Raw genomic sequence first — 16731 nt, 5'->3', positions numbered from 1 at the left:
GCCGCGCGCCCGTCCGATTACTCTATGTCGTTCCCCTTTTCCCGAATCCCATGTCCGCACACGAACCCATCGGCCACGGCCTGAATCCCGCGCAGAAAGAGGCGGTGCTGTACCTGGACGGCCCCTGCCTGGTGCTGGCCGGCGCCGGCAGCGGCAAGACGCGCGTCATCACGCAGAAGATCGCGTACCTGCTGCGCGAGTGCGGCTACATGGGCCGCAACGTGGTGGCGCTGACCTTTACCAACAAGGCCGCGCGCGAGATGGACGAGCGCGTCAAGACGCTGGTGGACCGCAAGCTGGGCAAGGGCCTGACCATCAGCACCTTCCACTCGCTGGGCGTGAAGCTGCTGCGCGAAGAGGCGCGCAATGCCGGCTTGAAGCCGACCTTCTCGATCCTCGACGCCGATGACGCCATGGCGATCATCCAGGAACTGCTGGCCACCACCGACAAGGGCCGCCTGCGCCACGTGCAGGGCATCATCTCGCTGTGGAAGAACGCGCTGATGGAACCCGACGACGCCGCGCGCGAGGCCATCACGCCGGGCGACGTCGAGGCCGCCAACGTCTACCGCAGCTACGCCGCCACGCTGGCCGCCTACCAGGCGGTGGACTTCGACGACCTGATCCGCATCCCGGCGCTGCTGCTGGCCAACAACGAAGAGGTGCGCACCCGCTGGCAGAACCGCGTGCGCTACCTGCTGGTCGACGAATACCAGGACACCAACGTCTGCCAGTACCGCCTGGTGCAGCTGCTGACCGGCCCGCGCGCCATGTTCACGGCGGTGGGCGACGACGACCAGGCCATCTACGCCTGGCGCGGCGCGACCATCGAGAACCTGGCCAAGCTCACCACCGACTACCCGAACCTCAAGCTCATCAAGCTGGAGCAGAACTACCGCTCGGTGCAGCGCATCCTGGCCGCGGCCAACCAGGTGATCGAGAAAAACCCCAAGCTGTTCGACAAGAAGCTGTGGTCGGACCTGGGCGTGGGCGAACCGATCCTGGTGTCGCCGATGGACGGCGAGGAACACGAGGCCGAGTCCATCGCCATGAAGGTCTCGGCCGCGCGCTTCGAGCGCCAGGCGCAGTGGAAGGACTTCGCCATCCTGTATCGCGGCAATCACCAGGCGCGCATCCTGGAACAGGCGCTGCGCAACCTGAAGATCCCGTACACGATCTCGGGCGGGCAGAGCTTTTTCGACAAGGCCGAGGTGCGCGACATCCTGGCCTATCTGCGGCTGCTGGCCAACGACGAGGATGACCCCGCGTTCATCCGCGCCGCCACCACGCCCAAGCGCGGCATCGGCCAGGCTACCTTGCAGACGCTGGGCCAGTACGCGGCCAGCCGCGAGCTGTCGCTGCTGGCCGCGGTCGACGAGACCGGGCTGGAGAGCCTGCTGGCGCCGCGGCAGCTGGAACCGCTGCGCACCTTTACCGAATTCATCCGCCGCATGCAGTGGCGCGCGGGCCGTGGCGCCGCGTCGGCCAAGGACGCGGCGCCGGCCGAGCCCGCCGGCGTGATCCTGGACGACCTGGTGCAGGCGATCCAGTACGAACGCCACCTGTTCGAGCTGTTCGAGGAACGCCCGGCGCAGACCCGCTGGCAGAACGTGCTGGAACTGACCGGCTGGCTCAAGCGCAAGGCCGAAGAGGACAACATGACCCTGTTCGAGCTGGTGCAGCACGTGGCGCTGGTGACCATGCTCGAGCGCGGCGAGGAAGAGGAACTGGACGCGGTCAAGATGTCGACGCTGCACGCCTCCAAGGGCCTGGAGTATCCGCACGTGTACCTGGCCGGGGTCGAGGAAGGGTTGCTGCCGCACCTGGGCAAGGACGACGAGGATGGCGATCCGGCGCGCGCCGCCGAGAACCTGGCCACCCGCATCCAGGAAGAGCGGCGCCTGATGTACGTCGGCATCACCCGCGCGCAGCGCACCTTGAACCTGAGCTGGTGCAAGCGCCGCCGCCGGGCGCGCGAGGACCTGGTGCGCGAGCCGTCGCGCTTCATCGAGGAAATGGGGCTGGACGATCCGACCATCAAGGAAGACGAGACCACGGCCGCCATGAATCCCAAGGAGCGCATGGCCATGCTCAAGGCCTTGCTCAAGAAGTGACGCCGCAATAAATTACAAGACCGGGAGGCGCGTCCAGGCTATACCTGCCGCTTTGCACCATGGCGTTACCGATGAAGGATGACGTGCGTTATCAACCGGTGCCCGGCACACCGGGCCTGGTGCTGGGCGTGGCGCGGCTGGTCGATTTCGAATTCGACCGGCATTACCACGTCGATTACCACATCGGCCTGGTGACCCAGGGGGTGCAGCGCCAGAACTTCCGTGGCCGCAGCACGCTGCTGGGGCCGGGCGGCATCGCCCTGATGCCGCCCGGCGAGGTCCATGACGGCGCCGGCGTGGCCGATTATGGCCAGTCCTACACCCTGAAGACCTTCCGCCTGTCGCCCGACCTGATGCGCGATTTCATCGCCGAGGTCTCGGGCGGCGTGCCCGGCGAACGGTTCCTGGGCACGCTGATCGAGGAACCCGCGCTGGCGGCCCGCTTCATGGCGTTGCACGCGTCCTGGATGGCGGACGCGGCCGCCGGGCCGCTGGCGCACGAGTCCGCCTCGCTGGCCCTGATGGGGGCGCTGTTCGCGCGCACCGGCGCGGTGACGCCGCAGGCGGTGCGCGGCGGCCTGTCGCTGCCGCACCAGCGGGCCGTGCTGGATTACTGCCAGGCCCATCTGGGCGACAAGATCGGCCTTGAAGACCTGGCGCTGCTGTGCGGCCTGAGCCGCTACCAGTTCCTGCGCCGCTTCGCGCTGTCGGTGGGGCTGACGCCGCACGCGTGGCTGACGCGGCTGCGCCTGGAACGGGCCTGCGCCGCGCTGGCGCGGGCGCGCGCGCCGATCGCGCAGGTCGCGGCCGATGTCGGTTTCTACGACCAGAGCCATTTCAACCGCGCCTTCCGCACGGCCTACGGCGTGCCGCCTTCGGCTTACCGGCGCGCGGCCTGAGCGCGCCGATTCCCGCGTCGCCTGGGCGCCGCTATCGCACCAGCGCGCGCAATGCCGCCAGGAAGTGGTCGACATCCTGCTCGCGCGTGGTGAACGAGGTCACCAGCCGCGCCACGCCCGGGCCCCAGCGGTCGTGGTAGAAGCGAAAGCCCTGCGCCAGCAGGCCGTCGATGGCCGCGGCGGGCAACTGGCAGAACAGGATGTTGGCCTCGACCGGCCCCTGCAGGGTCACGCCGGGCAGGCCCGCCATGCCGGCCGCCAGCCGCGCCGCCATGGCGTTGGCCTGGCGCGCGTTGTCCAGCCACAGGTCGTCCGCCAGATAGGCCTCCATCTGCGCCGACAGCAGCCGCATCTTCGAGAACAGGTGGCCGCCGCGCTTGCGCCGGTAGGCCAGTTCCGTGGCGCGTCCGCGTTCGAACAGCACGATGGCCTCGGCGCCCAGTACGCCGTTCTTGGTGGCGCCGAACGACAGCGCCGCGACGCCGGCCTTCCAGGTCATTTCCGCGGGCGTGCAGCCCAGGCTGACCAGCGCATTGGCAAAGCGCGCGCCATCCATGTGCAGCGGCAGGCCGGCGTCGCGGCAGACGGCGCCGATGGCCTGGATCTCGTCCAGCGTGTACACGCTGCCGGTCTCGGTGGCCTGGGTGATGCTGACGCAGGCGGGCGGCATCGAGTGCACGTCGCCGGCCTTGCGGCGCGCTTCCGCCGCGAGCTGGGCGGGGTCGAGCTTGGAGGCGGCGCCATCGAGCAGCGCCAGGCGCGCGCCGCCGCTGTAGAACTGGGGGGCGCCGCATTCGTCGTTGGCGATGTGGCTGTGCGCGTGGCACAGCACGCTGCCCCAGGGCGGTGTCAGCGCCGCCAGCGCCACCGAATTGGCGGCGGTGCCGGTGGGCACCAGCAGCACGTCCACGTCGCGCTCGAAGATCTCGGCCAGGCGCCGTTCGACGCGCAGGGTGATGTCGTCGGCGCCATAGGCGGCAGCCTGTCCCTCATTGGCCCGCAGCAGCGCGGCCAGGATCTGCGGGCTGGCGCCGGCGGTGTTGTCGCTGGCGAAACCCAGCTGGGGCGAAAGGGAGGCGGGGGTGTCCAAAGGGCAGGCTCCGGGAAAGGCAGACAAGGTCCCACTATGCCCGCCGGCGCCGTCCCGGGCTTGTAGAAAATTGCGCCGCGCTCCTACACTGGGACGGACCCCGCGGCTCCGCGTCGGGTCGGTTCACAAGGAGCGCATCATGTGCCGCTGGCTGGCCTACACCGGGAGTCCCCTGCAAATGGAGAGCGTGCTGTTCAAGGCCACGCACTCGCTGATCGACCAGAGCCTGCATGCACGGATGGGCGCCACCACCACCAACGGCGACGGTTTCGGCCTGGGCTGGTACGGCCGGCCGCCCGAGCCGCCGTTCCGCTACCGCAGCGTGCATCCGGCCTGGAACGACCGCAACCTGCGCGAGGCCGCGCGCGCCATCCATTCGCCGCTGTTCGTGGCCCACATCCGCGCCGCCACCGACACGCCGGCCCAGGAAACCAATTGCCATCCGTTCCGCCACGGCAACTGGCTGTTCGTGCACAACGGCGTGATCCGCGACTATCCCCTGCTGCGGCGCGACCTGATGCTGATGATCGCGCCCGCCTATTTCGGCTCGCTGGAAGGGTCGACCGATTCCGAGGTGATGTTCCTGCTGGCGCTGACCTTCGGCCTGGAGGAGGACGCGCTGCCGGCGCTGGCGCGCATGGTCGGCGCGGTCGAGGAGACCGGCCGGCGCCACGGCGTGGCCCGGCCGATCAACATGACGGTGTGCGCGCTGGACGGCGAGCGCCTGATCGCGGTGCGCTATTCCAGCGAACGCGATTCGCGCACGCTGTTCCACAACACCTGCGTGCGCCACCTGCGCGAACTCTACCCCGATGACCCGAAGGTCGCGGCGCTGGATGACGACGCCTTCCTGCTGCTGTCCGAGCCGCTGACCGAGATGCCGGGAGCCTGGGAAGAGGTGCCCGAGTCCACCGCCATCATCGCCGCCCGCGGCCAGGTCGAGCACTATCCGTTCGTGCCGGTGCCGCCAGGGGCCTGAAGCCCGTAGCGCGCCGCCGGCGCGTTGCGCGACAGCTCCGGCCCCAGGGCCTGACGCGCCGCTTCCAGGCGTTGCAGCAGCGCCGGATCGGTCAACGACGGAATGGTGACGAATTCGCCCTGGTCCAGGCCCGCCAGGGCGCTGCGCACCATGTCGTCCGCGCTCATCACCATGGCCGACGGCAGTTCGCTGGCCGGCTTGCCGGCCAGGTCCCAGAACTCGGTGCCGGTGGCGCCGGGCAGCACCGCCTGGACGCGCAGGCCTTTGTCCGCCAGCTCATGGCGCAACGATTGCGAGTAGGCCAGCACATAGGCCTTGCTGGCGCCGTAGACGCCGTTGAGCAGCTCGGGGTGCAGTCCGACGATCGACGCGATATTGATGAGGGTGCCGCCGCCACGCGCCACGAAGGCGGGCGCGGCCGCCATGGTCAGGTGGGTGAGGGCGCTGATGTTCAGGTCGATCATGGCCTGCATCTGGCCGGGATCGGATTGCAGCAGCGGCGCCACCGAGCCGATGCCGGCATTGTTCACCAGCAGGGTCAGCGAATCGTCTTCGCGCAGCGCTTGCGCCACCCGTTGCACGCCGTCGGCCCGCGACAGGTCGGCCGGCAGCACGCGCACGTCGCGGCCGGTTTCGGCGCGCAGGCGCGCGGCCAGGGTTTCCAGGCGCTCGACGTTGCGCGCCACCAGCGTCAAGTCGTGGCCGCGATGGGCCAGATGGTGGGCGTAGCGCGCGCCGATGCCGGACGAGGCGCCGGTGACCAGGGCGCGGCCGGGGGAGGTGTGAAGCGGGGTGTTGCTCATAGTGAACTCCGAAAAGAGGGACGGCGGGTCGTGCCGGTACGCTTGCAGAGTAGAGTCGCGCTGGAATATCCTCAATGACATAGAAACGTCTTTTCAGGACATATAACGAAAATGCAGGGGCAAACCATGAAGACCATCGCGATCCTGCTGCACCCGGGCTTCCAGCTCATGAGCCTGGCGGCCAGCGCCGTCTTCGAGATGGCCAACCGCCACACCGGCGAGCCGGCCTATAGCGTCGTGCTGGTGTCCGAGCATGGCGGTCCGGTGGCCAGTTCGCTGGGGTTCGCGCAGGACACCATCAAGCTCGGCCGGCGCACGTTCGACACGTTGATCGTTGCCGGCGACAACACCGGCGATGGCGCGTCCGAGAGCCTGTTGCGCACGCTGCGCGGCGCCAGCACGCGGGTGCGCCGCTGCGCCTCGATGTGCACCGGCGCGTTCGTGCTGGCGCAGGCCGGCCTGCTCGATGGCCGCCGCGCCACCACACATTGGTTCTACGCGCGCCGCCTGCAGCGCGAGTACCCGCGGGTCAAGGTGGACGAGGACCGCATCTTCGTGGCCGATGGCCCCATCTGGACGTCGGCGGGCATGAGCGCCGGCGTCGACCTGGCGCTGGCCATGGTGGAGGCGGACCTGGGGGCGGAAATGGCGCGCACGGTGGCGCGCAAGCTGGTGCTGACGCAGCGCCGCGCGGGCGGGCAGTCGCAGTACTCGGCGTTGCTGGAGCTGGATGCGAAGTCCGACCGGGTGCAGACGGCGCTGGCCTATGCCAAGGCCAACCTGAAGGCCGAACTGTCGGTGGACGAACTGGCGCGCGCCGCGCACCTGAGCCCGCGCCAGTTCAGCCGCGTGTTCCGCCAGGAAACCGGGCAGTCGCCGGCCAAGGCGGTGGAGCACCTGCGCCTGGAAGCGGCGCAGGACATGATGCAGTCGGGCCGCCATGCGGCCGAGGTGGTGGCGCGCGAGACCGGCTTTGGCGATCGCGACCGCATGCGCAAGGCGTTCCTGCGGGCGTTTGGCCAGTCGCCGCAGGCGATGCGGCGGCTGCTGCACGCCTGAGGCGGGGCGCGGTCCGGCCGGGCCAGACCGTGGCGGCCGGACCCGCCGGCGTCAGTGGCCCGTGTGCAGGGCCGGGTTCAAGGTGCCCCAGGCCGCCGTGCGCACCAGCGTCTCGACCGCGCCGCTCTGCGAGTTGCGGCGGAACAGCAGCCCGTGCTGACCGGCCAGTTCGACCGCCTTCACCACCGCGCCTTCCGGCGTCAGCACGCGCGTTCCGGCGGTGACGTAGCAGCCCGCCTCGACCACGCAGTCGTCGCCCAGCGAGATGCCGATGCCGGAGTTGGCGCCGAGCAGGCAGCGCTTGCCGATGGCCACGACCTGTTTGCCGCCGCCGGACATGGTGCCCATGATGGACGCGCCGCCGCCGATGTCGGTGCCGTCATCGACGATGACGCCGGCGCTGATGCGGCCTTCGACCATGGAGGCGCCGAGGGTGCCGGCGTTGAAGTTGCAGAAGCCTTCGTGCAGCACGGTGGTGCCGGCCGCCAGGTGCGCGCCGAGCCGCACGCGGGCGGTGTCGGCGATGCGCACGCCGGCGGGCACGACGTAGTCGGTCATGCGTGGAATCTTGTCGACGCCACGAATTTCAAGGATCTGCCCGGTGGCGCGCAGCTGCCAGCGCAGCGCGTCGACCTGGTCGACGGCGCAGGGGCCGGCGGAGGTCCAGGCCACATTGGCGAGGACGTTGAACAGCCCGTCCAGGTTGGCGCCGTGCGGCCGGATGAGCCGGTGGCTGAGCAGGTGCAGGCGCAGGTAGGCGTCGTGCGCGTCGGCGGGCGGCGCGTCGAGCGAGGCGATGGCGGTGCGCACGGCGACGATATCGACTTTGCGCCGGGTGTCGCGCCCCAGCGAGGTGGGCACGTGTTCGCCAAGCGCGGCGCGGGCCTCTTCTGGCGTGAGGTGCCGGGTGCCGCCGGCTGGCATATGGTCGGCCAGTGACGGGCGGGGATACCAGGTGTCCAGGACGGTGCCGTCGGCGGCGATCGTGGCCAGGCCGTAGGCGATGGCGCTGTGGGTGGGGGATTCTTGCATGGGCTTTTTTTTGTGGGGCTTCTCTTGGGAATATTCTAGGCGATGGTGGGTTTCTGCTGGTAGGCCGGGGAGCTTTCGTAGGTCGCCCCTCGGGCAGGCGGCCCTGGCGGCGGGCGCCCACGATTGCGGTCCGGAGCGTTCGCTCCGGACTGCCCCTGCCTCATCCTCGTTGCCGCCTGCGGCGGCTGCCTTCGGATTCCGTCGGGCGCATCGAGGTTGCCCGCCGCCAGGGCCGCCTGCCCGAGGGGCTGCGTGCGTCTGGGCTTGTCGCGTTGCTGGACCTGTGTTCAGGGGATGGAATCTGCGGGGTTGCCCCTTGTGGCCGCGCGGGCGGCCGCAAGGGGCGGCTGTGCATTTGAAGGCGAGGCGGGTGCGCGGTGCGCTGGTGTGGAGTGGTTTTCTATTGGGCCGCGCGTCAGGGGGAGGGGCGGTGGTGGGCGGCGCGATGGATGTCATGTTGCGCGTGACGAGTCTGCCGCGCCGCCCACAAACAGGTGTGGTGCGCGCAATCTCTCAGTTGTGCTCGACAGCGCCGCATCCACGCGCGACAGCGCCATCGCGACGACGCAAGACGCCGCGTAAGCCTCAAAAGGCCGCCCGCGCGGCCGTTTGAGGCGGGCCCCGCAAGACCCTCTCTCCCACCCTCTGATGGTCACCTGCACGCCAAGCAAACCGTTCCCCCCAGCGACCGGAATGACGTCTCATCGTGAGCGGGTGTCGGGGCAGGCGGAGGATGGCGGGGCGTGTAGATGCGCCCGAGGGAATCCGAAGGAGTCGCCGAAGGCGAGGACAAGGATGACGACGGGGCAGTCCGGAGCGAAGGCTCCGGACCGCAATCGTAGCCCCGCCATCCTCCGCCTGCCCCGACACCCGCGGCTAAAGAACCCAAACCGCCGCAAAAAGAACTCTAAGCAAGTTCCTTCAACAACAACTCCCAAAACTTCAACCGCTGCTCCAACGTAGAAACCAGGATGTACTCATTCAACGTATGCGCCCCATCCCCATCCGCCCCAAGGCCATCCAGCGTCGGAATCCCCATGGCCGAGGTGAAGTTGGCGTCGCTGCCGCCGCCCGTCATCGGCGCGTCTTCCAGCAGGAAGCCGGCGCGTTCCGCGTAGCCTTGCACCAGCGCCAGCAGCGCGGCGGCTTCGTCGGTCTTCACCATCGGCGGGCGGTTCAGTTCCACGTTGATGTCCAGTTCCACGTCCGGGCCCACCGCGCACAGCTCGCGCATGCGGCGCAGCACGTCTTCGGCCGCGCCCATGTCGGGCACGCGGAAGTCCACCACGCAGCGGCACAGCGCCGGCACCGTGTTGGTCACCGTGCCGCCGGCGATCGTGCCCACGCTCACGGTGATGCCGCGTTCGTAGTCCGTCATCGCTTCCAGCGCCAGCACCTGGTGCGCCATTTCGCGGATCGCGCTGCGGCCCTTCTCGTGCTGCATGCCGGCGTGGGCCGGGCGGCCCTTGACGTTCAGGTTCAGCATGCCGGTGCCCTTGCGCGCCGTCACGCACTTGCCGCCGTTGGGGCGGGCCGGTTCGCACACCAGCGCGTACTTGGCGTTAGCGGCGAAGCGCTCGATGTGCACGCGCGAGGCGTGGCTGCCGGTTTCCTCGTCGGGCACCACCAGGAAGTCCACCGGCAGTTGCGTCGCGCCGGGACGGGCCACGCCGGCCAGCGCCGTCAGCGCCAGGTAGATGCCGGCCTTCATGTCATAGCTGCCGGGGCCGTAGAGGCGGTCGCCGTCGATGCGCACCGGGTTCTCCAGCAGCGTGCCGACCGGGTGCACCGTGTCCATGTGCGCCAGGATCAAGATGCCGGGGCGGGTGTCGCCGGGGGCGCGGTTGGTGGCGTACAGCAGCGGGCCGGTGGTGGGGCCGAGCGACGACAGTTCCACCGTCAGGCCGGCCGCGGCCGCGTAGTCGGCGATGATGCGGGCCATGGCGGCGATGCCGTCGGGGAAGTTCGAGGGCGATTCGCATTGCAGCCAGCTCTGGATGCCGGCGACGAGTTGTTCAGTGCGGGAAGTGGACATGGCGATTCTGCTAGCGGGAATGAAAGGGAACGTTCAGGCGACCTGCTGGCCGGCCAGGCGGGCCAACTCGGCGTCGCTCGGCATGGCGCCGTCGAACCACAGGCTGGCGCAGACCGCGGACATGGCGCGGCCGTCGTGGCCGATGCCGGGCACCACCTGCAGCGTCCAGTTGAACGGCACGCCGCGGCGTTCGGCTTCCTTGCGGCCGGCCTCGAAGTAGTTGTGGGCGCGGGCGAAGCGGTGCGGGCCCTGGCGCATGGCGGCCGGTTCCGACGGCAGGTTGGGATCGTCGGTGGCGATGTCCTGGTCGCCGGCCAGGATGGTCATCGGGTAAGCCAGCAGCTTGACCAGGTGGTCTTCGGTCAGGCCGACGCCGTCCATGCCTTCGGGGAACGGGTGGTCGAAGGTCGGCAGCGTGTACCAGCCGGGATTGCCCGCCGCCACGGCCTTGAACGGCGCGTGCGACTGGCTGCTCATCAGGCGGTGCACGAACTGGCCGCCGGCCGAGTGGCCGAACAGGTAGACGTTCTGGCCGTCGGTGATCTCGGCGTCGATCATGTCGCGGATCACGTTGCCCACCAGCGCGTAGGTCCAGCCGTCGATGTGGCGCGGGTTGCCGCCGGCCGAGAACACGCGGCCGTTGTTGTAGCTTTCGACGCCGGGCCAGATCTCGTTGGAGAAGGTCAGCGCCACGATCAGCAGCTTGTGCTTGTCGGCGGCCTCGACCCAGAAGTCGCGGTATTCGTCGCCGTTGCGCAGCACGCCGTGCTGCACGATCACCACCGGGCGGTCCGGGGTGTAGCCGTAGGGGCGATAGGTCTGCAGCTTGAACGGGCGATCGGAGTTGCGATCTTCGTCGATATAGGCGATGGCGTTGCGGCCGGCATGGCCCATTTCGATGGCGATGCGGTCCACGTTGGACATGTCAGAGGGTTTCATGGCGTTCAGGCGGTGGCTTCGTTCAGATGGCAGGCCGACCAGTGGCCCGGAGAGATTTCCTTCAGCGTCGGCGCCTGCTCGCGGCAGCGCGGCATGGCGTGCGGGCAGCGCGGGTTGAAGGTACAGCCCGACGGCGGGTTCAGCGGCGACGGGATTTCGCCCTTGATGGGCGTGAACTTGCGGCCGCGGCGGGCCACGTCCGGCACCTCGGCCATCAGGGCCTGGGTGTACGGATGGTTGGCGCGCGCGAAGATCTCGGCCGAGGTCGAGATCTCGACGATCTTGCCCAGGTACATTATGGCCACGCGATCCGAGATGTGGCGCACCACGCCCAGGTCGTGGCTGATGAACAGGTAGGTGAAGCCGTGCTGCTCGCGCAGGTCCATGAACAGGTTGATCACCTGCGCCTGGATCGACACGTCCAGCGCCGCCACCGGCTCGTCGCAGACCAGGAACTTGGGCGCCACCATCAGCGCGCGGGCGATGCCGATGCGCTGGCGCTGGCCGCCCGAGATCTGGTGCGGGAAGCGGTCGCGGTATTCGGTGTCCAGGCCCACTTCGGTCAGCGCCTGGTCGATGCGCGCGGGAATCTCGGCCGACGGCGCGAGCTTGTGCACCTTGAGCGATTCGCCCAGGATCTGGCGCAGGCGCTGGCGCGGATTGAGCGAGGCCTGCGGATCCTGGAAGATCATCTGCACGCCCAGCGTGTAGGCCAGCTTGTCGGCGCCGCGCAGGCGGCGCGCATCCTGGCCCTGATAGAGCAGGTCGCCTTCGGTCTGGCGGTGCAGGCCCGCGACGACGCGGCCCAGGGTCGACTTGCCGCAGCCGGACTCGCCCACCAGGCCGACGACTTCGCCGCGGCCGATGCGCAGGTCGACGCCGTTGACGGCATACACGGTGCGGCGGTCGATCGGGCGGCCGCCCAGGGCCAGGATGCGCTGGGCCAGGTCGGGACGCTGTTCGAAGCGCTTGTGGACGTTCCTGAGCTCGATGACAGGGGTATCGGCTTGACTCATGCTTGCTCGGCCTCGCGGGCGATCGGGACGTAACAGCGATAGCTGCGCGGACCTTCGGTGGTGACGGTGGGGGCTTGCTCGGTGCAGCGCGTGACCGCGTGGCCGCAGCGCGGCCGGAAGGCACAGCCCGACGGGCGGCCGGCCAGGCTGGGCGCCATGCCGTTGATCTGGTGCAGGCGCGCGCCCGGCTGGGTGGCGCCGGGCATCGAGTCCAGCAGGCCGCGGGTGTAGGGGTGGCGCGGCGCGTCCAGCACCTGTTCGACCGGGCCGCTCTCGACGATGCGGCCGGCGTACATGACCGCGACGCGGTCGGCCAGCTCGGCCACCACGCCCAGGTCGTGGGTGATCCAGATCAGCGCCGTGTTGTGCTCGCGGCAGATCTCCTGCATGCGGTACAGGATCTGGCCCTGGATGGTGACGTCCAGCGCCGTGGTCGGCTCGTCGCAGATGATCAGGTCGGGCTTGTTGAGCATGGCGATGGCGATCGCCACGCGCTGGCGCATGCCGCCCGAGAACTCGTGCGGATAGCTCTTCAGGCGCTTTTCCGGCGACGGGATGCCGACCATGGCCAGCGCCTCGCGGCAGCGTTCCATGGCCTCGGCGCGCGGCACGTCCTCGTGCGTCAGGATGGCTTCCATCATCTGCTCGCCGATGCGCAGCACCGGGTTGAGCGTCATCAGCGGATCCTGGAAGATCATGGCGATGCGGTTGCCGCGCAACTGGCGCATCTGCTCTTCGGAGAGCTTGCGCAGGTCGTTGCCCTTGAACTTCACTTCGCCGTCGACGACTTCTCCGGGCGGATCGATCAGCCCCAGCAGCGAGAAGCCGGTGACCGACTTGCCCGAGCCGGACTCGCCGACCAGGCCCACGATCTCGCCGCGGCGCACCGTCAGGTCGACGCCGTCGACCGCCAGCCACGCGCCGGCCTCGGTATGGAATGCGGTGCGCAGGCCGCGCACCTCGAGAAGAGTGTCACTCATATCAGTAATCCAGTGTGCCAACTGCTACGTGCGTGGCAAGTCTCACTCCAACGGGATGCCGCGGAGCCGGCTCCGCCGGTCCGCTGGCATGCCCCCTTGAGGGGGAAGCGCGCAGCGCTTCGGGGGTGGGTCATTTCCTTGGGTCCAGGCTTTCGCGCAGGCGGTCGCCCACGATGTTGATGGAGAGAATCAGCAGCAACAGCGCGATACCCGGGAACAGGCTGATCCAGTAGTCGCCCGACAGCAGGTACTGGAAGCCGTTGGAGATCAGCAGGCCCAGCGAGGGTTCGGTGATCGGCACGCCGACGCCCAGGAACGACAGCGTCGCTTCCAGCGCGATGGCGGTGGCGATCTGGATGGTGGCGAACACCATGACGGGGCCCAGGCAGTTGGGCAGCAGGTGGAACACCATGATGCGCCAGGCCGGAAAGCCCAGGTTGGCGGCGGCCTCGACGTATTCCTTGCGCCGCTCCTGCAGCGCGCGGCTGCGCATGATGCGGGCATAGTGGCCCCACTGCACCAGCACCAGCGCCAGGATCACCTTGTCGACCCCGCGGCCCAGCACCACCAGCAGCACCAGCGCCACCAGGATGGTCGGAAAGCCCAGGATGAAGTCGACGATGCGCATCAGCACGGTGTCGACCAAGCCGCCGATATAGGCGGCCACCAGGCCGACCGCGCCGCCCACGGCGGTGGCCAGCACCACCGCCGACAGGCCCACCATCAGGCTGATGCGCAGGCCGTACAGGATGGCGCTGAGCATGTCGCGGCCCTGGTCGTCGGTGCCGAGCCAGGCGATGCTGCCGTCCATCAGCGCCTGGCGCGGCGCCAGGCGGCCGTCCAGCAGCGACAGGTTGGCCAGGTCATAGGGATTCTGCGGCGCGAAGTAGGGGGCGAACACCACCAGCAGCACCAGAATGGTGAGCGCGATGACCGAGCCGCGCACGGTCGGCCGGGCCCGCAGTTTCTTCAGGATCGAGGCGCGCTTGGGCGTATCGGCCAGGGGCTGGACGGTACGGGTGCGGCCGGTATTGGGAGATTGAGCCATGGCGATTATTGAGCGGGGGTCACGAGCTGCACGCGCGGGTCGAGCGCGGCGTACAAGATGTCCACAACCAGGTTGATGACCACGAAGATCAGGGTGACCAGCATCACGTACGCGACCACCACGGGCCGGTCGAGCTGGTAGACGCTGTCGATCAGCAGCTTGCCCATGCCGGGCCACGCGAACACGGTCTCGGTGATGGTGGAATAGGCGATCAGGCTGCCGAATTCCATGCCGATGACGGTGACCACCGGGATCAGGATGTTGCGCAGGATGTGGCGGCGCACGATGCGGCCGGGCTTGATGCCCTTGGCGCGCGCGAATTTCACGTAGTCCTGGCTGCGGGCCTCGACCACGCCCGAGGCGGTCAGGCGCAGCACCAGTGCGATGTTGGCCAGCGCCAGGTTGATGGCCGGCATGATCAGGTGCGACCAGCCGTCGGCCGTCAGGATCGACAGGCGCACGCCCAGCACCGTCACGGTGTCGCCGCGGCCGGTGGCGGGCAGCCAGCCGAGCCACACCGCGAACAGCAGGATCAGCATCATGCCCTGCCAGAAGTTCGGCAGCGAGAAGCCCAGCACCGACGACGCCATGATGCCGCGGCCCAGCGGTTCATCGCGGTATAGGCCGGCCACCAGGCCGAGCGGAATGCCGATCACACAGGTCAGGCCGATGGCCACGATCACCAGCTCGAAGGTGGCGGGGATGCGTTGCACGATCAGCTCGATGGCCGGGATGCCGTGCACGAACGAGGTGCCCAGGTCGCCGTGCAGCGCGCGCCACAGGAAACCTGTGTATTGCTGCCACACGGGCAGGTCCAGGCCGAGGCGGGCGATCATCGCCTCGCGCGCCGCCTGGCTGGCTTCGGGGCTGACCAGCAGTTCGATCGGGTCGCCCACGGCATACACCGCGAAGAAGACCACGACCGAGACGGCCAGCAGCACGAACAGACTCTGGATCAGTCTGCGTAGGATGAAAAGGGCCACGTGATATTTCCTTGGTGGGCTCGGGTTGCAGGCGCCGGATCGGCGATCTTAATTGGCGGGCTTGGCCGACATGGCCAGGGTGTATTGGTCGGCGCGGCCTTCGTACGTCAGGCCCTTGCGGAACGCCCAGATGCTGCTTTCGAAATGCAGCGGAATGCTGGGCAGGTCGGCCAGCGCCAGGGTCAGGGACTCTTGCAGCAGCTTTTCGCGCACGGCCGGATCGACCGTGGTCAGGGCGCGCTTGAAGACCTTGTCGAAGGCCGGGTTGTCATAGCCGCCATAGTTGCTGGTGCCCAGGCCGTGTTCCTTGTCGAAGGCGCTGACCCAGTACTGCAGGAACGACGAGGCCTCGCCGGTTTCCGACGACCAGCCGCCCATGGCGAAGCTGAACTCGCGCTTGGCGCGCTTGGGGAAGTAGACCGAGCGCGTCATGGCGTCCACGGTCGTCTTGATGCCCACGCGCGACAGGTACTGGGCCACGGCCTGCGAGATCTGCGCGTCGTTGATGTAGCGGTCATTGGTGGACGAGATGTTCAGCTCGAAGCCGTCCGGGTAGCCGGCCTCGGCCAGCAGCTTCCTGGCGGCGGCCGGATCGTACTTCAGTTCGGGCGGCGGCTGCAGCGTGCCGAACATGCCGTCGGGCAGGAACTGGTTGGCCGGGGTGGCGGCGCCGTCCATGATGCGGGCGGTGATGGCCTTGCGGTCGATCGCCATCGAGATCGCGCGGCGCACGCGCACGTCCTGCAGCGGGTTCTTGCCGTCGGCCGCGCGCACCATCGGGCTGGGGCTGCGCGCCACGTCGAACTGGAAGTACACCACCCGCACCGACGGCGTGATGACGTAACCGAAGCCCGGCGTTTCCGAGATGCGCTTGACGTCGCGCGCGGCGGGGTTCTCGATCAGGTCGAAGTCGCCGGCCAAGAGGCCGGTCAAGCGCGGGCCGGCGGCCGGCACCGGGATCAGGCGCACGTTCGGCCAGGCCGGCTTGTCGCCCCAGTAGGCGTCGTTGCGCGCCAGCTCGATGGCGCTGCCCTTGACATAGGACTTGAGCGTGTACGGGCCGGTGCCGATGGCGGACTTGCCGCTGTTGAAGTCGCTGATGGTGGGCCAGGGGCCGGTCACGCCGCAACCGTTCTTGGGCTCGAAGCGGATCGGGCCGTGCTCGACGATGCCGCTCCACAGCATGGCGTTGCGGGTCAGGTCGTTGGGCAGCAGCGGGTAGGGCAGGTGGGTCTTGATGACCAGCACGTTGCCGTCGCGCACGTCGATGCTGGCCAGCTTCTGCACCACGCTCAGGTACGAGCCGCCGATCGACTGCTCGTTGTGGAACGCGCGGCACAGCGTGAAGATCACGTCCTGCGGTGTGAACGGCTGGCCATTGGAGAACTTCACGCCGTCGCGCAGCGTGAATTCCCAGGTGGTGTCGTCCACCGCCTTCCAGGCGGTCGCCAGCCGCGGCACCAGGTTCATCTTGGCGTCCTGGCCGATCAGGGTCTCGAAGATATGCGAGGTCATCGCGTCGTTGGGCGTGACCTGGTGATAGTGCGGGTCCATCGCCGTGGGTTCGGACGACAGGCCGATCCGCAGCGTCTGCGGGGCCGGCTGGGCCATGGCGGCGGACGCGCCGGTGGCCATGGCGGCCGCCAGCGTACAGGTGGATAAGGCGCTGCGAATGAAAACGTTTGCGGACATGCGGCTTCCCTTGGCGGTTTTCTTATATATGAGGCGGCGCGCCATCGAGGGCGCGCCGCGCG

14 protein-coding genes are annotated in these 16731 nt (G+C 68.8%); 4 read left to right on the top strand and 10 right to left on the bottom strand.

The window, feature by feature from the left end; all coding sequences use genetic code 11:
- Positions 1-50: 50 nt before the first annotated feature.
- Together I6I07_RS05150 and I6I07_RS05145 are read left to right on the top strand one after the other, a co-directional pair.
- Entirely contained in the window at positions 51-2114 is a 2064-nt protein-coding gene (locus tag I6I07_RS05150) for a UvrD-helicase domain-containing protein (RefSeq protein ID WP_054490224.1), read from the top strand.
- Positions 2115-2185: 71 nt separating this feature from the next.
- The gene (locus tag I6I07_RS05145) at positions 2186-3013 is read left to right on the top strand and encodes an AraC family transcriptional regulator (RefSeq protein ID WP_198485874.1); all 828 of its coding nucleotides are present in this window, start codon (positions 2186-2188) and stop codon (positions 3011-3013) included.
- Positions 3014-3044: 31 nt separating this feature from the next.
- On the opposite strand, the gene I6I07_RS05140 is transcribed toward I6I07_RS05145, so the two are convergent.
- Positions 3045-4103, bottom strand: coding sequence for a threonine aldolase family protein (locus I6I07_RS05140; RefSeq protein WP_198485873.1), 1059 nt, complete (start codon positions 4101-4103; stop codon positions 3045-3047).
- A gap of 139 nt (positions 4104-4242) precedes the next feature.
- On the opposite strand from I6I07_RS05140, the gene I6I07_RS05135 reads away from it, so the two are divergent.
- Complete coding sequence (locus I6I07_RS05135) at positions 4243-5082, top strand: class II glutamine amidotransferase (protein WP_054479485.1); 840 nt, start codon at positions 4243-4245, stop codon at positions 5080-5082.
- On the opposite strand, the gene I6I07_RS05130 is transcribed toward I6I07_RS05135, so the two are convergent.
- A complete protein-coding gene (locus tag I6I07_RS05130) occupies positions 5049-5885 on the bottom strand; it encodes an SDR family NAD(P)-dependent oxidoreductase (protein ID WP_198485872.1) in 837 nt (278 codons plus the stop codon). The genes I6I07_RS05135 and I6I07_RS05130 overlap by 34 nt on opposite strands.
- A gap of 126 nt (positions 5886-6011) precedes the next feature.
- Here I6I07_RS05130 and I6I07_RS05125 point away from each other — a divergent pair, with 126 nt between their 5' ends.
- Positions 6012-6944: a GlxA family transcriptional regulator gene (locus I6I07_RS05125; RefSeq protein WP_198485871.1), complete on the top strand. Its 933-nt coding sequence runs from the start codon at positions 6012-6014 to the stop codon at positions 6942-6944.
- A gap of 51 nt (positions 6945-6995) precedes the next feature.
- Here the strand turns inward: I6I07_RS05125 and dapD are convergent, their stop codons facing one another.
- From dapD to I6I07_RS05085, 8 genes are all read right to left on the bottom strand, one after another.
- A complete protein-coding gene (dapD, locus tag I6I07_RS05120) occupies positions 6996-7976 on the bottom strand; it encodes a 2,3,4,5-tetrahydropyridine-2,6-dicarboxylate N-succinyltransferase (RefSeq protein ID WP_198485870.1) in 981 nt (326 codons plus the stop codon).
- Between the two features lie 907 nt (positions 7977-8883).
- On the bottom strand, positions 8884-10011 hold the full coding sequence (locus I6I07_RS05115) for a M20 family metallopeptidase (protein ID WP_198485869.1): 1128 nt from the start codon (positions 10009-10011) through the stop codon (positions 8884-8886).
- A gap of 33 nt (positions 10012-10044) precedes the next feature.
- Positions 10045-10950, bottom strand: a complete 906-nt coding sequence (locus I6I07_RS05110) for a prolyl oligopeptidase family serine peptidase (RefSeq protein ID WP_006392547.1) — start codon at positions 10948-10950, stop codon at positions 10045-10047.
- A gap of 5 nt (positions 10951-10955) precedes the next feature.
- Positions 10956-11966, bottom strand: coding sequence for an ABC transporter ATP-binding protein (locus I6I07_RS05105; protein WP_006392548.1), 1011 nt, complete (start codon positions 11964-11966; stop codon positions 10956-10958).
- Entirely contained in the window at positions 11963-12946 is a 984-nt protein-coding gene (locus I6I07_RS05100) for an ABC transporter ATP-binding protein (RefSeq protein ID WP_198485868.1), read from the bottom strand. The genes I6I07_RS05105 and I6I07_RS05100 overlap by 4 nt, the downstream gene beginning before the upstream one ends.
- A gap of 130 nt (positions 12947-13076) precedes the next feature.
- Positions 13077-13994: an ABC transporter permease gene (locus I6I07_RS05095; RefSeq protein ID WP_198485867.1), complete on the bottom strand. Its 918-nt coding sequence runs from the start codon at positions 13992-13994 to the stop codon at positions 13077-13079.
- 5 nt (positions 13995-13999) lie between these two features.
- Positions 14000-14977: an ABC transporter permease gene (locus I6I07_RS05090; protein ID WP_006392551.1), complete on the bottom strand. Its 978-nt coding sequence runs from the start codon at positions 14975-14977 to the stop codon at positions 14000-14002.
- Between the two features lie 48 nt (positions 14978-15025).
- The gene (locus tag I6I07_RS05085) at positions 15026-16669 is read right to left on the bottom strand and encodes an ABC transporter substrate-binding protein (protein WP_198485866.1); all 1644 of its coding nucleotides are present in this window, start codon (positions 16667-16669) and stop codon (positions 15026-15028) included.
- Between the last annotated feature and the right edge of the window lie 62 nt (positions 16670-16731).

The organism is Achromobacter deleyi (assembly GCF_016127315.1).
In the GTDB taxonomy this organism is placed as follows: domain Bacteria; phylum Pseudomonadota; class Gammaproteobacteria; order Burkholderiales; family Burkholderiaceae_B; genus Achromobacter; species Achromobacter insuavis_A.
Note: the sequence above shows the minus strand (reverse complement) of the source record. Positions and strands in the feature narration are given on the sequence as shown.